19 protein-coding genes are annotated in these 23,604 nt (G+C 72.5%); 7 read left to right on the top strand and 12 right to left on the bottom strand.

The annotated features are described in order from the left end of the window. Window positions 1-10 precede the first annotated feature (10 nt). Entirely contained in the window at window positions 11-1,831 is a 1,821-nt protein-coding gene (locus tag K7C20_RS10450; RefSeq protein WP_107083351.1) for a choline/carnitine O-acyltransferase, read from the top strand. A 74-nt stretch (window positions 1,832-1,905) separates the two neighbouring features. Here K7C20_RS10450 and K7C20_RS10445 read toward each other — a convergent pair whose 3' ends face one another. After that, entirely contained in the window at window positions 1,906-2,775 is an 870-nt protein-coding gene (locus K7C20_RS10445) for an Fpg/Nei family DNA glycosylase (RefSeq protein ID WP_030083663.1), read from the bottom strand. A 195-nt stretch (window positions 2,776-2,970) separates the two neighbouring features. Between K7C20_RS10445 and K7C20_RS10440 the strand changes: the two genes are divergently transcribed. Further along, window positions 2,971-3,618 (top strand): hypothetical protein, encoded by a 648-nt coding sequence (locus K7C20_RS10440; RefSeq protein WP_053208835.1) that lies wholly within the window; start codon window positions 2,971-2,973, stop codon window positions 3,616-3,618. A gap of 253 nt (window positions 3,619-3,871) precedes the next feature. Further along, window positions 3,872-4,495: a sigma-70 family RNA polymerase sigma factor gene (locus K7C20_RS10435; protein WP_052414334.1), complete on the top strand. Its 624-nt coding sequence runs from the start codon at window positions 3,872-3,874 to the stop codon at window positions 4,493-4,495. 353 nt (window positions 4,496-4,848) lie between these two features. Here K7C20_RS10435 and glnA read toward each other — a convergent pair whose 3' ends face one another. Next, window positions 4,849-6,258 (bottom strand): type I glutamate--ammonia ligase, encoded by a 1,410-nt coding sequence (gene glnA / locus K7C20_RS10430; protein ID WP_030083669.1) that lies wholly within the window; start codon window positions 6,256-6,258, stop codon window positions 4,849-4,851. A gap of 339 nt (window positions 6,259-6,597) precedes the next feature. On the opposite strand from glnA, the gene K7C20_RS10425 reads away from it, so the two are divergent. Further along, window positions 6,598-7,065 carry an RDD family protein gene (locus K7C20_RS10425; protein ID WP_167352499.1) on the top strand — a complete coding sequence of 156 codons (468 nt, stop codon included), beginning with the start codon at window positions 6,598-6,600 and terminating at the stop codon, window positions 7,063-7,065. 356 nt (window positions 7,066-7,421) lie between these two features. Here the strand turns inward: K7C20_RS10425 and K7C20_RS10420 are convergent, their stop codons facing one another. The 4 genes from K7C20_RS10420 to lipB form a co-directional block, all read right to left on the bottom strand. Beyond that, window positions 7,422-8,132, bottom strand: a complete 711-nt coding sequence (locus K7C20_RS10420) for a DUF4191 domain-containing protein (protein WP_053208834.1) — start codon at window positions 8,130-8,132, stop codon at window positions 7,422-7,424. A gap of 10 nt (window positions 8,133-8,142) precedes the next feature. Further along, window positions 8,143-8,361 (bottom strand): SCO2195 family GlnR-regulated protein, encoded by a 219-nt coding sequence (locus K7C20_RS10415; RefSeq protein WP_030083677.1) that lies wholly within the window; start codon window positions 8,359-8,361, stop codon window positions 8,143-8,145. A 212-nt stretch (window positions 8,362-8,573) separates the two neighbouring features. Continuing rightward, window positions 8,574-9,524, bottom strand: coding sequence for a lipoyl synthase (gene lipA, locus K7C20_RS10410; RefSeq protein ID WP_030083679.1), 951 nt, complete (start codon window positions 9,522-9,524; stop codon window positions 8,574-8,576). A 173-nt stretch (window positions 9,525-9,697) separates the two neighbouring features. After that, a complete protein-coding gene (gene lipB / locus K7C20_RS10405; RefSeq protein ID WP_048829694.1) occupies window positions 9,698-10,522 on the bottom strand; it encodes a lipoyl(octanoyl) transferase LipB in 825 nt (274 codons plus the stop codon). 274 nt (window positions 10,523-10,796) lie between these two features. On the opposite strand from lipB, the gene K7C20_RS10400 reads away from it, so the two are divergent. Continuing rightward, entirely contained in the window at window positions 10,797-12,251 is a 1,455-nt protein-coding gene (locus tag K7C20_RS10400; protein WP_053208833.1) for a hypothetical protein, read from the top strand. Between the two features lie 21 nt (window positions 12,252-12,272). Here K7C20_RS10400 and K7C20_RS10395 read toward each other — a convergent pair whose 3' ends face one another. The 3 genes from K7C20_RS10395 to K7C20_RS10385 form a co-directional block, all read right to left on the bottom strand. Then, window positions 12,273-13,661: an FAD-dependent oxidoreductase gene (locus K7C20_RS10395; RefSeq protein WP_053208832.1), complete on the bottom strand. Its 1,389-nt coding sequence runs from the start codon at window positions 13,659-13,661 to the stop codon at window positions 12,273-12,275. A 227-nt stretch (window positions 13,662-13,888) separates the two neighbouring features. Next, complete coding sequence (locus tag K7C20_RS10390; protein WP_053208831.1) at window positions 13,889-14,773, bottom strand: TIGR01777 family oxidoreductase; 885 nt, start codon at window positions 14,771-14,773, stop codon at window positions 13,889-13,891. A 78-nt stretch (window positions 14,774-14,851) separates the two neighbouring features. Continuing rightward, window positions 14,852-15,370, bottom strand: coding sequence for a DUF4240 domain-containing protein (locus K7C20_RS10385; protein ID WP_030083691.1), 519 nt, complete (start codon window positions 15,368-15,370; stop codon window positions 14,852-14,854). Between the two features lie 237 nt (window positions 15,371-15,607). On the opposite strand from K7C20_RS10385, the gene K7C20_RS10380 reads away from it, so the two are divergent. Beyond that, window positions 15,608-17,518 carry a hypothetical protein gene (locus tag K7C20_RS10380; protein WP_078953000.1) on the top strand — a complete coding sequence of 637 codons (1,911 nt, stop codon included), beginning with the start codon at window positions 15,608-15,610 and terminating at the stop codon, window positions 17,516-17,518. A gap of 159 nt (window positions 17,519-17,677) precedes the next feature. Further along, a complete protein-coding gene (locus tag K7C20_RS10375; protein WP_030083701.1) occupies window positions 17,678-18,598 on the top strand; it encodes an SDR family oxidoreductase in 921 nt (306 codons plus the stop codon). A 98-nt stretch (window positions 18,599-18,696) separates the two neighbouring features. Here the strand turns inward: K7C20_RS10375 and K7C20_RS10370 are convergent, their stop codons facing one another. The 3 genes from K7C20_RS10370 to K7C20_RS10360 form a co-directional block, all read right to left on the bottom strand. Then, on the bottom strand, window positions 18,697-19,704 hold the full coding sequence (locus tag K7C20_RS10370; protein WP_053208829.1) for a helix-turn-helix transcriptional regulator: 1,008 nt from the start codon (window positions 19,702-19,704) through the stop codon (window positions 18,697-18,699). A 257-nt stretch (window positions 19,705-19,961) separates the two neighbouring features. After that, on the bottom strand, window positions 19,962-22,634 hold the full coding sequence (gene aceE, locus K7C20_RS10365; RefSeq protein WP_053208828.1) for a pyruvate dehydrogenase (acetyl-transferring), homodimeric type: 2,673 nt from the start codon (window positions 22,632-22,634) through the stop codon (window positions 19,962-19,964). A gap of 287 nt (window positions 22,635-22,921) precedes the next feature. Next, on the bottom strand, window positions 22,922-23,545 hold the full coding sequence (locus K7C20_RS10360; RefSeq protein ID WP_030990799.1) for a GntR family transcriptional regulator: 624 nt from the start codon (window positions 23,543-23,545) through the stop codon (window positions 22,922-22,924). Window positions 23,546-23,604 lie beyond the last annotated feature (59 nt).

Here is a 23,604-nt window from a genome sequence, read left to right as displayed (position 1 = left end):
GCCAGCAGCCATGACGACCTTCGCCCAAGAGGACAGCCTGCCGCGGGTGCCGCTGCCCACGCTGGAGGCCAGCTGTGAGCGGTTCCTCGCCTGGTGCGCGCCGCTGCTGACCGCCGACGAGCTGGCGGCGACCGAGGCGGAGGTGACCGCCTTCCTCCGGCCCGGCGGCCCCGGCCGGGCGCTGCACGCGGCGCTGGAGCAGTACGACGCCGCGCAGGGCGTGCACAGCTGGCTCGACACCTTCTGGCCGTACCGCTACCTGGGCCGCCGGGACCGGATCGCGCTCAACGCCAACTTCTTCTTCCTCTTCCAGGACACCGGCCCGGCGCAACCGGAACCGCAGTCGCAGGTGGAGCGGGCGGCCGGCCTCATCGCCGGGGCCGTCGACTACAAGCGGCAGCTCGATCAGGAGCTCATCCCGCCGGTGGTGCAGCGCGGCGCGCCCCAGTCGATGGTCCAGAACAAGTTCCTCTTCTCCGCCACCCGGATCCCCGGGGCGGAACAGGACACCGTCCGCAGTCCCTACACCGACGCCTGGCCGGGCCCGTCCCGCGCACGGCACATCGTGGTGTTCTTCCGCGGCAGCATGTTCCGGATGGACGTGCTCGGCGCGGACGGCGTCCCGCACAGCCTGGAAGACCTCGAAGCGGGGCTGCGCGCCGTACAGAAGGCCGGCGCCGAACCGGCCCCCGCCAACACCTCGGTGGGCCACCTCACCACCATGGCCCGCGCGCAGTGGGCCGCGGCCCGCGAGTCCCTGCTCGCCTGCCACCCCCGCAACGCGGACGCCCTGGACGACATCGAGACCGCCCTGTTCTGCGTCTGCCTGGAGGACTTCGCCCCCGCGGACATCCAGCAGGCCTGCGACGAGCTGCTCCACGGCGACCGCGGCAACCGCTGGTTCGACAAGGCCGTCTCCCTGATCGTCTTCGCGGACGGCCGGGCGGGCATCAACGTCGAGCACTGCGAGCTGGACGGCACCACCATCCTCAGCTTCACCGACGCCCTGCTCAGCACCCCTGCCGAGGAACACTCCCGCCGCTCGGGAGCCCGCTCCCAGGGGCTCCCTTCCGTGGAGCCGGTCGTCTTCGAGCTGGACGACACCCTCCGGTCCGAGGTGCGCTCCGCCGCCGAGGCGTTCGCGGCGTTCGGGGAGAGCACCGCGACCCGGACCGTCTCCTTCGACGACTTCGGCAGCAACACCGCCAAGGCGCTGGGCTCCTCGCCGGACGCCTTCGTCCAGCTCGCCTACCAGCTGGCGCACCAGCGCGCCAAGGGGCACCTGGGTGCGACATACGAGTCGATCGCCACCCGCCAGTGGCGGCACGGCCGGACCGAGGCCATGCGGGTGGTCACCCCGGAGATCCAGGAGTTCGTCGCCGCGATGGAGGACCCGGCGGCCGACGCGGACACCCGCCGGGCCGCCTTCCGGGCCGCCGCCGCGAAGCACGTCGCCCGCGCCAAGGAGTGCCAGGCCGGTGACGCGCCCGAGCAGCACCTGTGGGAGCTGGAGCTGATCCAGCGGCGCCGCGGGGCGGAACTCGGCGTGACCGAGCAGCCCGCCCTCTACCGGACACCGGGCTGGCTGACGATGCGCGACGACTACCTGAGCACCAGCTCCGCGCCGTCCGCGAACATCCAGTACTTCGGCTTCGGCTCCACCAGCAGCCGCTGTATCGGCGTCGCCTACGTCCTGCTGCCCGACCGCTTCCACCTCTACCTGAGCACACCGCTGGCGGTGGCCGACCAGATGCGGACCTTCGCCGACCGGCTCCGGGAGGCGGTGGCCGAACTGCGGGAGCTGCTGGCGCCGGGGCGGCCCGGGGCCTGACCGCGCCGCCTTTCCCACCCGGCACCGAACCGAAGGGCCGCCACCCGCACCGGGTGGCGGCCCTTCCGCGCCGACTACTTCAGCAGCCTGGACATCCGCCGGTCCGCGAGGATCTTGCCGCCGGTCTGGCAGGCGGGGCAGTAGTGCATCGACGAATCGCTGAAGGACACCTCCCGGATCGTGTCCCCGCACACCGGACAGGCCTCCCCCTTCCGCCCGTGCACCCGCAGCCCGCTCTTCTTCTCCGCCTTGAGGTTCCGGAGGTCGGTCCCACGGGCCCGTTCGACCGCCTCGCCCAGCGTCGTACCGATCGCCTCGTGGATCCGGGTCACCTCGTCCTCCGACAGCCTGGCGGCGAGCTTGAACGGCGACATCCGGGCCGCGTGCAGAATCTCGTCCGAGTAGGCGTTCCCGATCCCGGCGATCACGCTCTGGTCCCGCAGCACCCCCTTGATCTGCCGGCTTTCCCCCGCCAGCAGCCCCGCGAAGGCCTCGCGGGTGAACCCCTCGGAGAGCGGGTCGGGCCCGAGCCGCGCGATCCCCGGCACCTCCTCCACCTCCCGTACGACATACACCGCGAGGTGCTTCTGGGTCCCGGCCTCGGTCACATCGAACCCCGCGCCGTCGTCGGGTGTCCCGAGCCGCACCCGGAGCGCCAACGGCCCCTTGCCCGGCCGCGGCGGCGCCACCGCCAGCTTCTCGCTCCACCGCACCCACCCCGCCCTGGCCAGGTGGAGGACCAGATGCAGCTCCCCGGCCCGGAGATCGAGGAACTTGCCGTGCCGGGTCACCTCGTCGAACGTCCGGCCCTCCAACGCGGTGAGGGGCGGGTCGTACGTCTTGAGCGCGTGGACGGCGACCGGGTACACGCGCTCGACGGTCCGGCCGACGACATGCTCGTGCACGAACCTGGTGAGCGACTCGACCTCCGGCATTTCAGGCATACCGCCAGTTTGCCTCAGTCCTCGGCCACCGGCGGGCCGGCGGGCACCGGCCGTACCGTGCGCTGCGGCCGGCGCGGCCGGCGGAAATCGCTCCAGGATTGAGCACCTTTTCCGACTCCGGGGTCGGAATCGACGGGCGGGGTGCAAGCTGGGCTCGATATGGAAGCCGGATGCGTTCTCAGGGGCTTGCGGGCCGTGGTGTTCGCCACGGTCTGTGTGCTGCTGACGGCTCTTGGGCACGTGCTGTCGTCCGGTTCGCCGCTGCCCTGGTACGTCGTGATCGCGTCCGTCGTGGGGGCCTCCGCCGGTGTGTGGTGCTTCGCCCGGCGTGAGCGCGGACCGGTGGTGGTGGGCCTGCTCACCGCCGGTACCCAGGCGGTGCTGCACACGGCGTTCGCGCTGAGTCAGATGGCCCCGGAGCAGGCGGCCGGCCCGTGGTCCCTGGGCCGGCTGTGGTGGAAGGTCATGGCGTGCGAGGGGGCGGCACCGCTCCCGTCCGCCCGGTTCGGCGACGGACCGGTGCCTGACGCGATGCCCGGAATGCCGAGGTCGCTGCACGAGGGAATGCAGACCGGTGGGCACTCGATGCTCGTGGCGCACCTGGCGGTGGCTGCGCTGAGCGCCTGGTGGATGTGGGGCGGGGAGCAGGCCGCCTTCCGTGTGGCGCGGACCGTGTCCCTGTTCCTGTTCCGGCGGATCTTCGCCGTGCTGCGTCCCGTGCCGTTGCCAGTTCCGGAGGGCGCCCGGGTACCGCGGCAGAGGCCACGACGGGCCCTGCGCGAACTGCTGCTGGCGCATGTGGTGTCGCTGCGTGGTCCGCCTGAGGAGCCGGCTGTCTGCTGACAGCAGCTGACCTCGGGTTGCGGACGTCGTGCGGCGGGAGCCGCGGCGGCCGTGCCCGCATCCGGCCCTCCGGTCCGTCCGTACGCAACGGCGACCGGATCACGCGAAGGACTCCAGATGATGACACCTGTCCGGACGTGGGCATCCCCGGTGCCCACGGCCGATCTCGTGCCGGCCACCGGCTCCGCCACGCGCAGGAGCCATGACCCCCTCTCCTCCGGGCTCCGTGGTGAGCGGCGAGGGGAGGAATCACATGCGTGAGATCGACGATGCTCTGGTAACCCAGTGGGCCTTGGCGGCCCGCACAGGAGACGAAGAGGCGGTGGAGCTGTTCGTGCGGGGCACCCGGCGTCATGTGCTGCGCTACGTCACGCATTTGAGCCGCGATGCCCAGGCCGCGGACGACCTGGTGCAGGACACCTATCTGCGGGCGCTGCGCAGCCTGCCCGGGTTCGAAGGCCGGTCCTCGGCCCGCACCTGGCTGCTGACCATCGCCCGGCGCACCGTCGCCGACCGGATCCGCGCCAACCGGGCCGGGCCCCGCGTCGCCGGGCTCGCCGACTGGGAGACCGTGGCCGAGCAGACACAGTGCGAGACCGGCCCGGGGTTCGACGAAGGGGTTGCCCTGACCGATCTCCTCTCCGCCCTCGCGCCGTGCCGGCGGGAGGCGTTCGTGCTCACCCAGCTGGTCGGCCTTCCCTATGCGGAGGCGGCCGCTGTCGTCGGCTGTCCGGTGGGGACGGTCCGCTCCAGGGTGGCCAGGGCCCGGGAGGCGCTGATCGCGCTCCTCGGCGCCGCCGACGGGGACCCGGCGCACCGGGAGACCGCGGCGCGGGGGCTTGCGCCCCGTCCCGTGGTGTCCGGTTCCGTGGCATGACCCGTCACCGGTAGGGAGCGAGGCCGCGCGGCACGGCAACGCGCCGTGCCGCGTGCGGTGCCCCGTCGGCCTTACAGCTCCCGCGCCGGCCACCGCCGTTCACGGCCACCGCCGTTCACGGGCACCGCCGTTCACGGACACCGTCGTTCACGGGCACCGGCCGGCTCCGCCGCGGCGGGGGCCTGGCGCCGGACGGTGCCGCGGCAGCGGCTCCGCGGCCCGGGCCGCACAGGCTGCCGACCGCCTGGGCGTGGGCGCGCTGACCCGGCTTCACGAATGAGAACAAACGGCGATGGCCGCCACCCGCGTGGGGTGGCGGCCATCGCCACGGCTGATGCCGCTCAGAGCACGGTTTAGATGTCGAAGTAAAGCTCGAACTCGTGCGGGTGCGGGCGCAGCTGGATCGGGGCGATCTCGTTGGTGCGCTTGTAGTCGATCCAGGTCTCGATCAGGTCGGAGGTGAAGACACCGCCCTGCTGGAGGTACTCGTTGTCGGCCTCGAGGGCGTCGAGGACGGCCGGGAGGGAGGTCGGGACCTGGGGGACGCCCGCGTGCTCCTCGGGGGCGAGCTCGTAGAGGTCCTTGTCGATCGGCTCGGCCGGCTCGATCTTGTTCTTGACGCCGTCCAGGCCCGCGAGGAGGAGGGCGGAGAAGGCGAGGTACGGGTTCGAGGACGGGTCCGGCGCGCGGAACTCGACGCGCTTGGCCTTGGGGTTCGAGCCCGTGATCGGGATACGCATGGCCGCGGAGCGGTTGCGCTGCGAGTAGACCAGATTGACCGGGGCCTCGAAGCCGGGGACCAGGCGGTGGTAGGAGTTCACCGTCGGGTTGGTGAAGGCCAGCAGCGACGGGGCGTGCTTGAGGATGCCGCCGATGTAGTAGCGGGCGGTGTCCGAGAGACCCGCGTAGCCCTGCTCGTCGTAGAAGAGGGGGCTGCCGCCCTGCCACAGGGACTGGTGGACGTGCATGCCGGAGCCGTTGTCACCGAAGATCGGCTTGGGCATGAAGGTCGCTGTCTTGCCGTTGCGCCAGGCGACGTTCTTCACGATGTACTTGAAGAGCATCAGGTCGTCGGCGGCGGCGAGCAGCGTGTTGAACTTGTAGTTGATCTCCGCCTGGCCGGCCGTGCCGACCTCGTGGTGCTGGCGCTCGACCTGGAGGCCGGCCGCGTCCAGCTCCAGGGAGATCTCGGCGCGCAGGTCGGCGAAGTGGTCGACCGGCGGGGCCGGGAAGTAGCCGCCCTTGTAGCGGACCTTGTAGCCGCGGTTGTTCTCCTCCGACCCGGTGTTCCAGGCGCCGGCCTCGGAGTCGATGTGGTAGAAGGACTGGTTCGCACCGGTCTCGAAGCGCACGCTGTCGAAGACGTAGAACTCGGCCTCGGGGCCGAAGAACGCGGTGTCCGCGATGCCGGTGGAGGCGAGGTAGGCCTCGGCCTTCTTGGCGATGTTGCGCGGGTCACGGCTGTACTGCTCGCCGGTGATCGGGTCGTGGATGAAGAAGTTGATGTTGACGGTCTTGTCGCGGCGGAACGGGTCCACACGAGCCGTCGACAGGTCCGCGCGCAGCGCCATGTCGGACTCGTGGATGGCCTGGAAGCCGCGGATCGAGGAGCCGTCGAAAGCGAGCTCCTCGGTCGGGTCGAACGCCTTCGCCGGGATCGTGAAGTGCTGCATCACGCCGGGCAGGTCACAGAACCTGACGTCGACGAACTTCACGTCCTCGTCCGCGATGAACTTCTTGGCCTCGTCAGCGTTCTGGAACATCCAACTCCTCCTAGCCCGGTCACCGGTCGGCGGACGCGGGATTGCTACTCGGAACGCGACCATGTGCGGTGGCGCGTTGCCCGACCATAGGCAGGCGGGATTTCCCAAGCATGACCCATTTGTTTCGCCGAGGTTAACCGGCGCGCGGCCGCCTTTATCTCCCAGTGTGACCCACGAAAGGCCATTTTGACCCGGGTGGCGACCGCCCGCTCCGACGTCGCGCCGAGTCGTTCCGCCCCCTTTCCGACCACCCCCGGGCACGGCCGGGAATGGGGGCCGGCACCGTCCCGCACCGGACCTCGGCGCAGCGAATGTATGCGGTCGCAGTACCGTGGTCGGGTGGACAACAGGCAAGCAATCGGATCGTGGATCTCCGGACCCCGCGCGGCAGCCGAGGACATGGGTGTCGAGTTCGGGTACCGCGGGCAGCAGCTCGGGCTGCCGGAGACGGGGCCGGGCTCGATCGCACGCCCCGGGCGGCGCTTCGCCGCGCTCTTCGTCGACTGGGCGCTGTGCATGCTCATCGCCTTCGGGCTGCTCAGCGGCGGTAGGGCACAGTCGGCGAGCAACTGGGCGCTGGTGGTTTTCGCCGTGCTCAGCGTGCTGACGGTGGGCACGGTCGGTTTCACGCCGGGCAAGCGGCTGCTGGGCCTGCGGGTGGTCGCCGAGGGCGGTGGCCGGATTTCGCTGCCGCGGGTCGTGCTTCGCACGGTGCTGCTCGTCGTGGTCATTCCGGCCGTGGTGTGGGACCGGGACGGGCGGGGGCTGCACGATCGCCTCTCGCGCGCCGTACAGGTCCGCATCTGAGCCCGTACCCGAGCTTTCGGCCTCGTACCTGAGCGCTTGCGGCCTTCCTCGTGCCTGAGCTGCGGCCCTCGTGCCCGCGCCCCGTACCTGAGCCGTCGGCCTCGTAGCCGCACCTGCGGCCCCCGTACCTGAGCCGTAGGGCGCCCCGTACCCGAGCACATCGGGGCCGCTCACGGAACGCCCGTCGTGGGGCCGCTCACGACACGCCCCGTCGTGGGGCCACTCACGGAACGCCCCCTGAACGCCCCACCGTGGGCCGCATACGAAACGCCCCGGAGCCATCGGCCCCGGGGCGTCGTCATCCGGTCAGGTGTCGGGTCCGCCGGCCGGCGCAGGCGCGCGGCCGGCCCGCACGGTCAGCGCGTCTTGCCGCCGCCCTTGGGCATCCGCATGCCCTTGGGCATGGGGCCCTTCGGAACCGGCATGTTGCTCATCAGGTCGCCCAGCGCCTTGAGCCGGTCGTTGACGGCAGTCACCTGCGCGCCGGGCAGCACCCGCGGCAGCTTCAGCAGGGTCGTACGGAGCTTCTTCAGCGGCACCTGGCCCTCGCCGTCACCCACGATGATGTCGTGGACCGGGGCGTCGGCGACGGTGCGCGCCATCCGCTTCTTCTCGGCGGCCAGCAGGCCGCGGAGACGGTTCGGGTTGCCCTCGCCGACCAGCACGATGCCGGCCTTGCCGACGGCGCGGTGGACCACGTCCTGGCTGCGGTTCATGGCCACCGCGGGGGTGACCGTCCAGCCGCGGCCGACGTTGTCCAGCACGGCGGCCGCCGCACCGGGCTGGCCTTCCATCTGCCCGAAGGCAGCTCGCTCGGCGCGCCGTCCGAAGACGATCGCCATCGCGAGGAAGGCCAGGACGAAGCCCAGGATTCCCGCGTAGATGGGATGGCCGATCACGAAGCCGATGGCAAGGAGAACGCCGAATACGACGATGCCTACACCAGCGACGACTAGACCGACCTTGGAGTCGACCCGACGGGTCATCTTGTAGGTCTGGGCGATCTGCTTCAGCCGCCCGGAGTTCTCAGCGCCGGCAGCGCCGTCTGAGTTTGCCTTCCTCGCCATACAGCGAAGTTTACGTGGCGTGCGGGCGCCGGGTCGCCGCGGCCTCCAGTACGTACGCGGCCTCGTGGCGGTCCTTGGCGCGGCGGCGGTCCTCCAGGACCGATGTCCAGGCGTTACGGCGGGCGGTGCGCTGCCCGCCGCGCATCAGAACGGCCTCGACGGCACGCAGTGCACCGGTGACCGAAGGGATGGGGAGGGCGGGATTGGCACGGAGCGGCGCGGCCTGCATGGTGGGTGACTCCCTCTGATCTGTTCGGAGAAGCAGGAGTAGGTGCGGGAGCGGTGCGTGCATCCATCGTCACTGATAGGTGTTACCAACGGATGACCTGCCGGTCAAACACCGATGAAACGTTGACGCGGCCCCCACGCCCCCCGTCAGGGGGAGTGCGGGCCGCGTCCTCAAGCATGTGCCACGTTTCACAAGATGGCGCGCCGGGGAAATCAAACCGCCTGACTGGACGCCTCGACCTCGCGCCGCTCGACGGCCTGCTGGTAAAGGCGGCCGGCGCGGTAGGAGGAGCGGACCAGCGGGCCGGACATGACACCGGCGTAGCCGATCTCCTCGGCTTCTTCCTTCAGCTCCACGAACTCGTCGGGCTTGACCCACCGCTCGATGGGGTGGTGGCGCACGGAGGGGCGCAGGTACTGCGTGATCGTGATGAGCTCACAGCCCGCGTCGTGCAGGTCCTGGAGCGCCTGGCTGATCTCCTCGCGCTCCTCGCCCATGCCCAGGATGAGATTGGACTTGGTGACCAGACCGGCCTCGCGGGACTTGGAGATGACCTCCAGCGAGCGCTCGTAGCGGAAGCCGGGGCGGATGCGCTTGAAGATCCGCGGGACGGTCTCGACGTTGTGGGCCAGCACCTCGGGGCGGGAGGAGAAGACCTCGGCGAGCTGCTCGGGGACCGCGTTGAAGTCGGGGATCAGCAGCTCGACGCCGGTGTCGGGCATCGAGGCGTGGATCTGCCGGACGGTCTCGGCGTAGAGCCAGGCGCCGCCGTCCTCCAGGTCGTCGCGTGCGACACCGGTGATCGTGGCGTACTTCAGGCCCATGGTCTGCACGGACTCGGCGACCCGGCGCGGCTCGTCGCGGTCCAGCTCCTGCGGCTTGCCGGTGTCGATCTGGCAGAAGTCGCAGCGGCGGGTGCACTGGTCACCGCCGATGAGGAAGGTCGCCTCGCGGTCCTCCCAGCATTCGAAGATGTTGGGACAGCCCGCCTCCTGGCAGACCGTGTGCAGACCCTCGCTCTTGACCAGGCCCTGGAGGTGGTTGTACTCGGGACCCATTTTCGCCCGGGTCTTGATCCACTCGGGCTTGCGCTCGATGGGGGTCTGGCTGTTCCGGACCTCCAGGCGCAACATCTTGCGTCCGTCGGGTGCGACTGCGGACACGACCGGCTCCCTACGACTTCGTTTCTTCGGCGTACACCAGGGTACGCCCGTTGATTCGCACGTCTTGACGTGCGGGGCAACCCCGTATGGCGGGGTTGCATTCCCGGCGGTCTCCGGAAGGACCGGGCCGGCGGCCGGCCGGCCCGGGATGCCGGGGCCGGCCGGCCGTCCGGTCAGACCGCGCGGGGGAGCAGTTCGGCGCCCTCCAGGACGTCCCGCAGATGTTTCTCGACGACGGGCAGCACCTCGGCGATGGTGATCTCGCGGCCCAGCTCGCCCGCCAGCGAGGCGACGCCGGCGTCACGGATGCCGCACGGCACGATCTTGTCGAACGAGGTGTTGTCCGGATTCACGTTCAGCGCGAAACCGTGCATCGTGACGCCCTTGGCGACGCGGATGCCGATCGCGGCGAGCTTGCGGTCCTCGCGGCGCTGGCCGGCGTTGGACGGCGCGTACTCCGGGCCGTTCAGCCGCGGGTCGAACAGCTCGTCCGCCGTCCGCGGGTCGAAATCGAGGTTCAGCCCGCCCAGGGCCGCCCGCTGCTCGGCTGCGCTGACGGTGTCTCCCAGGATCCACACACCGCTGCGGCCCTCGACCCGGGTGCCCTCCACGCCGAACTCGGCGCAGACCCGGATCAGGGCCTCTTCGAGACGGCGGACATGGGCCACGACGTCAACCGGGCGCGGCAGCTTCTGGATGGGATAGCCCACCAGCTGGCCGGGCCCGTGCCAGGTGATCTTCCCGCCGCGGTCCACGTCGACGACCGGGGTCCCGTCCAGCGGGCGCTCGTCGTCGGTCGTACGGCGGCCCGCGGTGTAGACGGCCTGGTGCTCCAGCAGCAGACAGGTGTCGGGCAGCTCGTCGGCGAACCGGGCGGCGTGCACCCGGCGCTGCTCCTGCCATGCCGATTCGTAGTCCACGGCGTCGGCGCCGAAGCCCAGATGCACAAAGCGCAGCCCCTCGGGTGCGGGGGTCTCCCCCCGAGAGATCGCAGTCACGGCAGCTCCTCTTCGAACCTCTGTTGCACTTCGCTGCAACGTTGATGCCACTTCGCGCCCATGCCACTGTACGGCCGCCTCGTCCGGACCCCGCAGGCGGCCGGTGTCCCGCCCTCCCGTCCCTGCTCACACGATCGGATGAACGCGAGGGACAGGCCGGGAATGGCGGGCCGAAGGCCGTTACATTCACGCCGTTCCACAAGGGCGATGAGCATGCCGGACAGGGTCCGCCGAACCCGGCAGCGGCCCGGAAGGCAGGAGACCGGTAAAGCTGATGACGGAACGACCCCCGCACCACACGCCCAACCGCCAGCTCGCCGCGCTCATCGCCGAGGCGGGATTCTCCAATGCCGGGCTGGCCAGACGGGTTGATCAGCTCGGCATCGAGCACGGCCTCGACCTCCGTTACGACAAGACGTCGGTGACCCGCTGGCTGCGCGGCCAGCAGCCCAGGGGCACCACCCCCGCCCTGATCGCGGAGGTGTTCACCCGCCGGCTGGGACGCCGGCTGTCCGCCCAGGACCTCGGCCTGGACGCCTGTGCGCCGGTGTACGCCGGGCTGGAGTTCGCCGCGAGCCCCAGTGAGGCGGTGGACATCGTCAGCGGGCTGTGGCGCAAGGACTCCGGCAGCCACGCCGAGCTGCGCAAGATCGCCTTCACCCCGGCCGGACTCGTCGTGCCCAGCCGGGACTGGCTGATCGGGCGCGCGGACGAGCGTGTCGCCCGCGGCGAGACCCACGACGACGGGGCGGGCCGGGTGCCCGCACAGGGCCGGGTCACGGTGCCCAGGCAGCGCCGCAACGACCGGGTCGACCGTACGCAGGGCTCCCGGGTCACCTCCGGGGACATCGCGGCGCTGCGCTCGGTCGGCGAGCTGTTCCGGGCGCTGGACCACGCCTACGGCGGCGGCCACGCCCGTCAGGCCCTGGTGCGCTATCTGGAACACGAGGCCGAGCCGATGCTGCGCGGCAGCTACGGGGAAGCCACCGGCCGCCGGCTGTTCGCGGCCGCCGCCGATCTGACCCGGCTGGCGGGCTGGACCTCGTACGACATCGCGGCCCACGGCCTGGCCCAGCGGTACTTCGTCCAGGCCCTGCGGCTGGCCCAGGCCGCCGGGGACCGGGCGTACGGGTCCTACGTCCTGGTGACGATGAGCCGACAGGCCGTCTACCTGGGGCACGGCAGGGAGGCCGTGCAGCTGGCTCGGGTCGCCCAGCAGGGCATCGGCAGCAGCGCGCCGCCCGCCGTGCAGGCGCTGCTGCACTCCGCGGAGGCGCGCGGCCACGGCGTCCTGGGCGAGGTCCGGGCCTGCACGGCGGCGCTGGCCCGCGCCGAACGGGCGCTGGAGACCGTCCGCCCCGGCGACGACACCCCGTACTGGGCACGCTTCTTCGACGAGGCGCAGCTCGCCGACGAACTGGCGCACTGCCACCGCGATCTCCAGCAGTACCGCGCGGCCTCCCAGCACGCCGAACGCTCCCTCCAGCTGCGCGCGGCCGGCTTCGCCCGCAGCCGGCTCTTCTGCCGGGTGGTGCTGGCCACCGCACGGCTGGGCCTGGGCGAGCTGGAGCAGGCCTGCACCCTGGGCGCCGAGGCGGCGCTCCAGGCCTCCGAGATGCGCTCCGTACGCGCCCATGAGTACGTCAGGGAGTTCGAGCGCCGCCTGGAGCCGTACCGGGACGCGGCGGCGGTGCGGGGGTACCGGGAACGGGTCGCGGCGCTGGGGTGAGGCCGGGCCGGGCCGCCGGGCTCAGGCCGCCGTGGGCAGGGTGTCCGGTTCCGTCGTGAAGGCCGGCAGCCCGAAGTCCTGGAGGAGCGCGCGGGCGGCGCGGCGGCCCGAGTTCAGCGCGCCCTGGAGGGTGCTGGTGTCGCGGTGATCCCCGCACACATAGAGACCGGAGAGCACCCGCACCGTCCGCTCGGGATCGTGCGGGGCCGGCATCGCGGGTACCGCGTACGGGTCGTGATGGGCGGTCAGCAGCTGCCAGTCGTCGGTGTGCGCACCGTAGATCCGGTCGAGCTGCGGACGGACGGTCTTGTCGAGCACGGACAGCGGCAGCATCGCCGCGGCGCCGAGCACGGTCGTGGTGATCAGGGACCGGCCCGGCGGTGTACGGGACGGGTCGATGGCGCCGGCGGCGTAGGTGTAGGCGACGGGGCCGTCCGCCGGCAGGATCAGGGTCGTGTCGCGCGAGGGTGCGCCGCGGCCCGCGGAGGCCGTCGCCGCGGTGTGGTGCAGGACGGCGACCGGGTGGAAGGCGGGCACCCGCAGGCCCGGCAGCAGCTCGGCCGCATCGCGCGCCCCGGTGGCCACCAGCACCGCCCGACAGGGGATCTGTCCGTGCTCCGCGGTGCTGACGCCGGTGGTGGAGACGGCGGTGACCTGCACGGACGTCCGGACCGTGCCGGGCGGCAGCGCGGCGGCGAGCAGCTCGGGGACGGCCGCGGCGCCGCCGGCCGGAAGCCACAACCGCCCCTGCGCGTAGGCGCGGAGGGCCGCCGTCGCGCCCCGGCTGGAGCCGCGCAGCTGCGGATCGCACAGCAGCGCGGCCAGCAGGGGCCGCAGGAACGCGTCATGGCCGCGCGGCGGGAAGGCGGGGCGGCTCGCGAGGGCGTCGCGGATCGGCCGGTCGGCGGGCGGGGCGTGGGTGGCGGCGGACGGGGGAGCGGCGGGCTCGGCGCGGCGGTCCGTACGGCGGTCGATACGGCGGACGGTGCGGCGGTCCGGGGGCTGGTCGGTCCGCCGGTCGGTGAGGCGGACGGTCTGACGGTCCGTGCGACGGTCGCCGCGCGAGAGGGCTCGCGCGGCGGCGAGCGCACCCTTCGTGCTCCGGGGCGCGCTGATGCGCTGGGTCCGTTGGCCGTTGTGGACGCTCAGGCCGGGGGCGAACGGACGGAGCGTCAGGTCGCCGAGGCCCGGGGTGCGGTGCAGCTCGGCGGCGGAGACGGCCAGCGGCCGGCCGCAGCGGTCCAGCCGGAAGCCGTCGAGACGGTCGGTGACGGACCGGCCGCCGATCCGTGGTGCGGCCTCCAGGACGGTGACCGACACTCCAGCGCCGGTCAGATGGCGCGCGGCGGCGAGCCCGGCCGGACCGGCCCCCACGATGACGACGTCCACGGCCGATGCGGTGCGCAGCACATGACCCTCCCGAGGTCGGTCCCAACGGCGGCGCACCCGAGTCGTGCCGGTGCCGCCGTGAGGGATACCGAGATGGTGTGCGGGGACGGTAGGAAGACGGCGGACCGTTCGACAGGGGGCGTCCAGGGGGCGCGTCGAAACGCCCCTTGGCCAAAGCTTCCCGTGTGGCCCCGCGGCTATGCCGCCCGGAGCGCGGTGTGACGTGGGCGACTCCGCGGCCCGGAAGGCTACGCGGCCCGGACCGCCTCGATGATGCGGGGACGGTGGAACGCGAACCCGGTGTCCAGCAGCCGCTGCGGAATGATCCGCTGGCTGCCCAGCACGTCACCGGCGAACTCGCCCAGGGCGATCCGCAGGACCGGTGCCGGAACGGTGAACAGCGTCGGGCGGTTGAGGACACGGCCCATCACGGCGGTGACCTCGCGGTTGGTGACCGGTTCGGGGGCCGTGAGGTTGACCGGCCCGGCCAGGGCCTCGGTGTCGACGAGGTGGCGGAGGGCCCTGATGTGGTCCTCCAGGGAGATGAAGCTCCAGTACTGGCTGCCGTCGCCGAGCCGGCCGCCCAGGCCGAGCCGGAAGAGGGGGAAGAGCCGGCCCCAGGCGCCGCCCGCGCGCGCCACCACCAGGCCGGTGCGGGCGAAGACGGTACGGATGCCCGCGTCCAGGGCCGGCTGCGCGGCGTCCTCCCAGGCCACACAGAGCTCCGGCAGGAACCCGCGGCCGGCCGGCGCGCTCTCGTCCGTGCGCCGGTCGCCGGTGTCGCCGTAGTAGCCGATCGCGCTGCCGCACACGAAGACTCCCGGCGGGCTGTCCATGGAGGCGAGGGCGGAGGCGAGCGTCCGGGTGCCCAGGACCCGGCTGTCGTAGAGCTCCTGCTTGTAGGCAGCCGTCCAGCGGTGGTCGCCGACCCCGGCGCCGGCCAGATGGACGACCGCGTCGCAGCCGGCCAGCCCGGCCGTGTCGACCTCCTGGCGCTTGGGGTCCCAGCGCACCTCGTCGGCGGCCGTGGGCTCGCGCCGGACGAGCCGGACGACGTCGTGGCCGTCCGCGCGCAGGGACCGTACGAGCGCCGTGCCGATGAGTCCGGTCGAGCCGGTGATCGCGATCCGCATGGGGCCATACTGCCCGCAGTGACGGGCCGGCGGGGGCATCCGGGCCCCGCGAGCCCGCCATGATCCGTACGGCATGCCTTACGGCTTGAAACGGTCCCAGAGGGTCGGGAAGCGCTCCGTCAGGGCCTGGGCGTCGTCGAAGTCGAGATATGTGCCGAGCGGTTCGCGCGGCGCCGGGGGCAGGCCCAGGTCCGGCATCACCCCGCCGGTCAGCTGCTCGTACGCCTCGTCGGCCGCGTAGCCCAGCTCCTCGGCGTCGCCGTCCACCGCCTCGTCGAAGTCGTCCAGCAGCTCGGCGAGCTGGTCCGGGTCGTGCAGTGCGCCCTCGAAGACCTCCCGGCCCTGGCCGATCAGCCAGCAGCGGAAGTAGTCGAAGGCGTCGTCGCTGGCGCCGCCCAGCATCACGGAGGCCGCGGCCCACAGCTCCCAGGAGTACGCCCGGTTGTAACGGGCCTCGAAGTGGCGGGCGAAGTCCACGACGGCATCCGGATCGAGCCCGAGGAGCCGCTCGACCAGCGCGTCGGCCTGCTCTTCGGGGTCGCCCTCGGCGGCCTCGCGGGAACCGTCGATCAGTTCCCAGAACTCCGTCTCGTCCATCACCGCTCCAGCATCTGCCCTGCCGGCGCCCGTCGCATGCGGAGTCCCCCGGATGCGACGGGTCGTTATCCGGATCGGTGACGTGCGGTGCAACACGGTGACGGGATGTTCGGGTCGGGCTCGCTCACCCCGGGCGGTGCTCCTGTGACCGTCCCAAGAATCACTCGTTGGAAGCCGTGCAACGACCGAACGACGGCATATCCACCACTTCGCGAAGGGCTGTTCCAGGCCATGCCCATGGACGAACGCACCCGGGCCGAGGTCGAACGGGCCGAGGCGGCCATCGTCGAGCACTATCCACGGCTCGTCCGCCTCACCTACCTCGTCCTGCCCCCGTCGATGGGCCGCCACCGCCGGGTCCTGACCGCGCACCGACTGGTCCAGCGGGCGCTGCCGCGGACCCGGCTGCGCCGGCCGGACGGCGGACTGCCGGCGCAGCGCGGCCCGGCGGCCGAATCGGGCTACGACGAGGTGCGGCTGCGGGCCCTGCGGGCCGCGCTGGCGCACGAGGGAGGGCCGGGCCGGGGAGTGGCGGTCATGCCGCTGGTCTGGGGGCTGCGGCTCTTCCCGCGGGCCGGCGGAGCCGACGAACTCGCCCTGGACCAGGCGCTGTCCGTCGTGCCGGCGCCGGTACGGGCCGCCCTGGGGCTGTGGCATCTGGAAGGCCTGGACGAGGACGCCGCGCGCAGCGTGCTGTCGCGGGCCGGGGTCGAGGACCCGGACGTGGCGCAGCGGGCGGCGGCGCAGCTGGACCGCGAGACCGGGGCCGGGGCCGCGACGCTGCTGAACTCGGCGGAGTTCGACCCCTGCACGGTGCAGACCCGCCCGACGGACCTGCTGCGCCGCCGGCAGCGGGTGCGCGCGGTGGCCGCGCTGGCGGCCGTACTGGTGGTCGGCGCGGTGGCGGCCGGGGCGTTGCGCGGCGACGGGGAGCGGGTGCGGCCTCCGGAGACCACCGCGGAGCAGGCCCTGGACCCGGGCCGGCTGCTGCGCACCCCCAACGAGCAGTGGACGGACACCTCCCGGGTGGACTTCACCGCCTGGCCCGCCCGCGGCCGGCAGGCCGGTGACCGGGAGCTGCTGGCGCGGGCGCTGCGGGTCTGGGCGGCGCCGCCCGCCGGTGCCCGGATCACGGCGGCCGCCGGCGCCTCCACCCGGCCGCCGGACCATCCGCCGCAGCTGCTGTACGCCGGCCTGATCGACAACGTGCTGGTCGTGGTCCTCCACGACGGCGAGCGGCTGGTGCGCTACGCCGAGCCCGAAGACGCCACGCCCACACTGCACTTCGCGCGGGTCGACGGCGCGGACCTGACGACCGCCGCCGCGTTGGTGATCGGGCGCGGCAACGGCTGGATGCGCTATCTGCTCGCGCCGTGGATCTCCGATATCGCCACCCGCGACCTGCTGGCACCGGCCGCCCCCTTGCACGGGCTGCATGTCGCCCCGGACGGCGTCACCGACCGGATCCCGACACCGCCCGAGGGGGCTGCCGGCTGCGGGCGCTGGCCGGTGGCCCAGTTCCGGACCTCGACGCGGATCGGGGCGAGCGGCCAGATCCCTCTCTTCCTGGTGGCCGACCTCGACGACCTCGTCCCCGTCCACCTCACCTATCTGCCACCGCCGTCCGACGGCGCACCGGCCGCCGGGCCGGGTGAGGCGACCGGCGCTCCGGCGCTGGCGAGCTGGGCCCGTACGGCCTGCTCGCTCGGGTCGCTGCGGGGCGCGGGCGTACGGTCCGTCAACAACTGGGCCTTCGCCGGGCAGCGCCTCCCGGAGGGCGGCGGCAGCGCGACCTGGGTGTGCACTCGTGCCGACACCTGGCGCGGGCCCGGCAGCGTGACGCTGCGGTTCCTGCCGCCCGCCGCGCGCCCGGCCGACCCCGGGCAGCTCGCCGGACGGGCCGCCAACACCGCCGCCTGTAGCCGCTTCGGATCCCCTGTGGTGGGCGGCGTCCACTGGCAGGCGAAGTCCGGCAAGTGGTACCTGCTCGCGGCGGGCAGCCAGGGGGTCGGCGGCCTCGACGCCACCGGCGGTGTACGGGCCACCGGCGACGGGAGCACGCTTGCCGCGCCGGCCGGGCGGGATGCCCCGGCGGAGGTCGTCGGACGGCTGGCCGGCGGGGGGAGCGTGCACGCCCTCCGTCCGTAGGCGGGTACGCGCTCCGTTCGTGAGCGTGCAGGCACTCCGTCCGTAGAGATGGGCCGATCGCTGTTCGGCGCCCGATGAACCCGGACAGGAGATGTCGGGTTTCGCTGCCAGGGTCGCTGCGCAGGGATGCGAGACACCGGACAGCGAGGAGTGGCGTACGTGACGGAACAGCAGGAACTGACGGGACGGGTGGCGCTGGTCGCCGGGGCGACCCGGGGCGCCGGCCGGGCGATGGCGGTGGAGCTGGGGCGGGCCGGGGCCCTGGTGTATGTGACGGGGCGGACGACCCGGGAGCGGGTGAGCGAGGTCGGCCGGCCCACGGAGACGATCGAGCAGACCGCGGAGCTGGTGACCGCCGCGGGCGGCATCGGCATCGCCGTACCGACCGACCACCTGGACCCGGCACAGGTCAAGGCGCTGACCGAGCGCATCGACCGGGAGCAGGGACGGCTGGATGTGCTGGTCAACAGCGTGTGGGGCGGCGACCGGCTGCTGGAGTTCCACACCAAGCTGTGGGACCTCGATCTGGAGAACGGGCTGCGGATGTTCCGTCTCGGCATCGACACCCACGTCATCACCAGCCATTACGCACTGCCGCTGCTGATCAGGCGGCCCGGCGGTCTGCTCGTCGAGGTCACCGACGGCACCGACACCTTCAACCGCACCTACCGCGAGAACCTCTGCTTCGACCTCACCAAGAACGCCCCGCACCGCATCGCCTTCGGCCTCGCCGCCGAGCTGAAGGAGTACGGCGGCACGGCGGTCTCGCTCACCCCCGGCTTTCTGCGGTCCGAGGAGATGCTCGACCACTTCGGGGTGACGGAGGAGACCTGGCGCGACGCGGTGGCCCAGGAACCGCACTTCGCCATCGCCGAATCTCCGGCCCTGATCGGCCGCGGCGTCCGCGCGCTGGCCGCTGACCCGGACAAGGAGCGCTGGAGCGGGCAGTCGCTCTCCAGCGGGCAGCTGGCGAAGGAGTACGACTTCACCGACACGGACGGCTCGCGGCCCGACGCCTTCGGCTACTTCGAGGAGGTCGTCTTCGGCGGGAAGGACGCGGGCGCGGACGACTACCGGTGAGGGGTCTCCGGCACTGGTAGGAGGCGCCGGGCGGAGGCGCGGGCCGGACCGCACCTGTTCCCGCCCGCGCCCCGCCGCGGGCCGTTCACGGCCCCCGCCTACTCGTACAACGCGGCCATCCGGCGGGCGGCCGACGCCAAGCGCTCCCGCAGCTCGCCGGGCGCGAGTACCTCGCCCTCCGGGCCGAGCGCCAGCAGCTGCGCGCAGGCGACCTCCATGGACTCCACGGCCAGCGTCACCGTCAGCCGGCCGTGCTCGTCGGGGCCGCCCTCGGCCTGCGCCCGGTCGATCGCCTCGCGGGCCGCGGCGCGTTCGGTGGCGTACGGCAGCTGGAGGACGCCGCGCGGGGAGAGCCGCAGCACCACCTCCTCGCGCAGGATCGACCGGGCGAACTGGGCCGCGCGCTCCGCCCAGAAGGCCGGGAGGTCGAAGGAGTCGTCGCGGGTGAACCGCTCCCCGGCGTCCTCGGTGCCGGAGGTCCTGCCGCTCCCGGCGCGCGCCACGGCGGTGAACCGGTCGACCCGGTAGACGCGGTAGTCCCCCTGCGTGCGTGCCGCGAGATACCAGACCCCGGCCTTCAGCACGAGGCCGTACGGCTCCAACTCCCGCTCCACCTCGGTGTCCTTGCGGAGGTAGCGGGCGGTGATCCGGCGGTCGTCCCAGACCGCGTCGGCGATCTCGGGCAGCAGTGCGGGGGTCTCGGGCTCCTGGTACCAGGCGGGTGCGTCGAGATGAAAGCGCTGGGCGGCGCCCGCCGCCGCATCGCGCAGCTCGGGCAGCAGGGCGGCGGAGACCTTCAGCCGGGCGGCGGACGCGGCGTCCGCCAGGCCCATCTCGCGCAGGGCCAAGGGCACTCCGGACAGGAAGAGCGCTTCCGCCTCGCTGCGGCCCAGACCCGTGAGCCGGGTGCGGTAGCCGCCTATGAGGCGGTAGCCGCCGGCCCGGCCGCGGTCCGCGTACACGGGCACCCCGGCCTCGGAGAGGGAGAGGACGTCCCGGGCGACCGTACGCTCGGAGACCTCCAGCTCCCGCGCCAGCTCGGCGCCCGTCATCGACGGCCGCGCCTGGAGCAGCAACACCATCCTGATCAGCCGGGCAGCACGCATGCGTCCATCATGCCGGGGGCCACTGACACCGCCCGGGGCAGTGGGCGTTGCCGTCGTCGGGCCGGCGGCGGAAGAGACAGCCCGGCCCGGCCGTAGCCAGGGCGTGGTCGGCCGGACCGGTGGTGGGTTCCCGTGCGGAGGCCCCGGGCGCGGGAAGGTGGCCTCCGCACGGGAGTCGGGGGTGCCCCTGAGGGGCGGGGCGGCGTCCGGCGCGGGCCGGGCCGCCCCCAGGAGGTACGGGCCGTACGGCCCCCGCCTCACAGGCCGTAGCGTTCCCTGGCCTCCTTGACGGTCTCCGGCTTGACCTGGCCGCGGTGGGCGAGGGCGGCCAGCGCCTGGACGACCACCGACTGCGGGTCGACGCCGAAGTGCCGGCGGGCCGCCTCGCGGGTGTCGGACAGACCGAAGCCGTCGGTGCCGATGGAGGTCCAGTCCTGCTCGACCCACGGCGCGATCTGGTCGGGAACCGCCCGCATCCAGTCGCTGACCGCGATGACCGGGCCGGGGGCACCGGCCAGCGCACGGGTGACGTACGGGATCCGGTCCTCGCCCTCCAGCCGGGCGGCGTCGCACTCCAGGGCGTCCCGGCGCAGCTCCGTCCAGGACGGCGCGGACCACACGTCCGCCGCCACACCCCAGTCGGCGGCCAGCAGCTGCTGCGCCTCCAGGGCCCAGTGGATGGCGGTGCCGGAGGCCAGCAGCTGGAGCTGCGGGCTGTCGGCCTCGGGCTTGGTGCCCTCGTTGAAGCGGTACAGGCCCTTGAGGATGCCCTCTTCGACGCCCTCCGGCATGGCCGGCTGGACCTTGGTCTCGTTGTAGACCGTGAGGTAGTAGAAGACGTCCTCGGCGTCCGGGCCGTACATCCGGCGCAGGCCCTCCTTGACGATGACCGCGACCTCGTAGGCGAAGGCGGGGTCGTAGGAGAGCGCCGCCGGGTTGGTGGAGGCGATCAGGTGCGAGTGGCCGTCCGCGTGCTGGAGGCCCTCACCGGTCATCGTCGTCCGCCCGGCGGTCGCGCCGATGACGAAACCGCGGCCCAACTGGTCGGCCAGCGCCCAGAACTGGTCGGCGGTGCGCTGCCAGCCGAACATCGAGTAGAAGATGTAGAAGGGGATCATCGGCTCGCCGTGCGTCGCGTAGGACGTCGCGGCGGCGGTGAAGTCGGCCAGCGAACCGGCCTCGGTGATGCCCTCGTTGAGAATCTGGCCGTCCTTGGCCTCCTTGTACCAAAGGAGCTGGTCACGGTCGACCGGGTCGTACGTCGCGCCCTTGGGGGAGTAGAGGCCGGCGGTCGGGAAGAGCGACTCCATGCCGAAGGTACGGGCCTCGTCGGGGACGATCGGGACCCAGCGCTTGCCGGTCTCCTTGTCCCGCATCAGGTCCTTGATCAGCCGGACGAACGCCATGGTGGTGGCGATCTCCTGGCTGCCGGAGCCCTTCTTCAGGGCGTCGAAGGCCTTGTCGGCGGGCATCGGCAGCGGCTTGGCGACGACCTTGCGGGCCGGGGCCGGGCCGTCGAGCGCGGCGCGCCGCTCGCGCAGGTAGACCATCTCGGGGGAGTCCTCGGCCGGGCGCCAGTACGGCACCTGGTCGCCCTCCAGCGCGCTGTCCGGGATGGGGAGTTCGAGCACGTCACGCATGGTGCGGAACTCGTCCATGGTGAGCTTCTTCATCTGGTGGTTGGCGTTGCGGGACTCGAAGCCCGCGCCGAGGGTGTAGCCCTTGACGGTCTGCGCCAGGATGACGGTCGGCGCGCCCTTGTGCGTGACGGCGGCCTGGTAGGCGGCGTACACCTTGCGCGGCTCGTGACCGGCCCGGGAGGTCTGGAACAGCTCCAGCAGCTTGGCGTCGGTCAGGGTACGGGCGAGGGCCTGCAGCGACTCGTTCGCGCCGAAGAAGTGCTCGCGCAGGTAGGCGGCGTCGCGGGTGGCGTACGTCTGGAACTGCGCGTCGGGGGTCTCGCCGAGGCGGCGGATCAGCGCGCCGTCGGTGTCCAGGGCGAAGATCTCGTCCCAGGCCCGGCCCCACAGCGACTTGACGACGTTCCAGCCGGCCGCGCGGAACTGGGCCTCCAGCTCCTGCACGATCTTGAAGTTGGGGCGGACCGGGCCGTCCAGGCGCTGGAGGTTGCAGTTGATGACGAAGGTGAGGTTGTCCAGGCCCTCACGGCCGGCCAGCGCCAGTGCGGCGGTCGACTCGGGCTCGTCCATCTCGCCGTCGCCCAGGAACGCCCAGACGTGGGAGTTGGCGGTGTCCTTGATGCCGCGGTGCTCCAGGTAGCGGTTGAAGCGCGCCTGGTAGATCGCGGAGAGCGGGCCCAGGCCCATGGAGACGGTGGGGAACTCCCACAGCCAGGGCAGCCGCCGCGGGTGCGGGTAGGAGGGCAGGCCCTCGCCGCCGGCCTCCTGGCGGAAGTGGTCGAGGTGCTCCTCGGTGAGGCGGCCTTCGAGGAAGGCGCGGGCGTAGACGCCGGGGGAGGCGTGGCCCTGGATGTAGAGCTGGTCGCCGCTGCCGTCGCCCTCCTTGCCGCGGAAGAAGTGCTGGAAGCCGGTCTCGTAGAGCCAGGCGGCGGAGGCGAAGGTGGCGATGTGGCCGCCGAGGCCCAGCTTGGAGCCGCGGGTGACCATCGCGGCGGCGTTCCAGCGGTTCCAGGCGGTGATCCTGGCCTCCAGTGCCTCGTCGCCCGGGAAGGCGGGCTCGGCGGAGGTCGGGATGGTGTTGACGTACTCCGTCTCCAGGAGGGACGGCAGGGCGGTGCCTTCGGTGCGCGCGGTGTGCTCCAGCGCACGGCGCATCAGGTAGGCGGCGCGCTGGGGGCCCGCCGCCTCGGTGACGGCGTCGAGCGACTCGCGCCACTCGGCGGTCTCCTCGGGGTCGCGGTCCGGGAGCTGGTCGAGCTGGCTGTACGGCAGGCGCACGGTTTCGGGCATGGGTGGCCCCTTTCCGGACGGGAGGTAGCTCGGGGGTGCCGCCGTGTACGGGCCGCGTCCACAGGGTTGGACGGCGGCCTCGACGACACCCCCTACGAGTTCGGCAGGCAGGGTTGTCGCGCCCCGACGCAAGACGATACGCCTCTGATCGATGATCGATCAACGCTCCGCGAACGAATAACCGCAGGTCGGCACGGGGTGCCGCATTTTTGGGCACCGCGTGCCAGCCGAAAAGGGGGCCGTCGGCCCCGTCCGGGAGGGTCCGCCGGCCCCTCCCGGACGCCCTCTCAGACCCGGGGTGCGCAGCTCAGCACGTGTGACTTGAGCAAGGCACCGATCTTGGGGTCGCGCCGCCGGAAGGCGTCCACGATCTCCTGGTGGTCCTGGGCGTGCGAGCGCGGCTCCGGGCTGAACCAGCGGATCGACAGCGTCGTCCAGACCTCGATGCCCAGTGACTCCCAGGTGTGCAGCAGCACGGCGTTCCCGGCGGCCCGCACGATCTCCCGGTGGAAGGCTACCGTGTGCCGTACCTGCGCCTCCCCGTCACCGGCCAGATCCGCCTCGCGCAGCGCCGCCACCTCGCGCTCCAGCGCCACGGTGTCCTCGGACAGCCGCCCGGCGGCCAGTTCGGCGGCCACCTGCTCCAGCCCGGCCCGCACCGGATAGCTCTCCTTGAGGTCGTCCGCGGTCAGATTCCGTACCCGTACGCCCTTGTTCGGTGCCGACTCGATCAGCTGAAGCGACTCCAACTCGCGCAGCGCCTCCCGTACGGGTGTCTGGCTGACCTCCAGCTCCACCGCGATCCGCCGCTCCACGATCCGCTCGCCCGGCTGCCAGCGGCCGCTGACGATCCCCTCGAGGATGTGCTCGCGGATCTGCTCGCGCAGCGAATGGACGACGGGCGGGGTCATGAGGTGCTCCTTCAGAGCGGGTGGTGACGAGGGGGCCATTATCCGGGACGGACGGAAGC

This window comes from Streptomyces decoyicus, assembly GCF_019880305.1.
Taxonomy (GTDB): Bacteria; Actinomycetota; Actinomycetes; order Streptomycetales; family Streptomycetaceae; genus Streptomyces; species Streptomyces decoyicus.
Note: the sequence above shows the minus strand (reverse complement) of the source record. Positions and strands in the feature narration are given on the sequence as shown.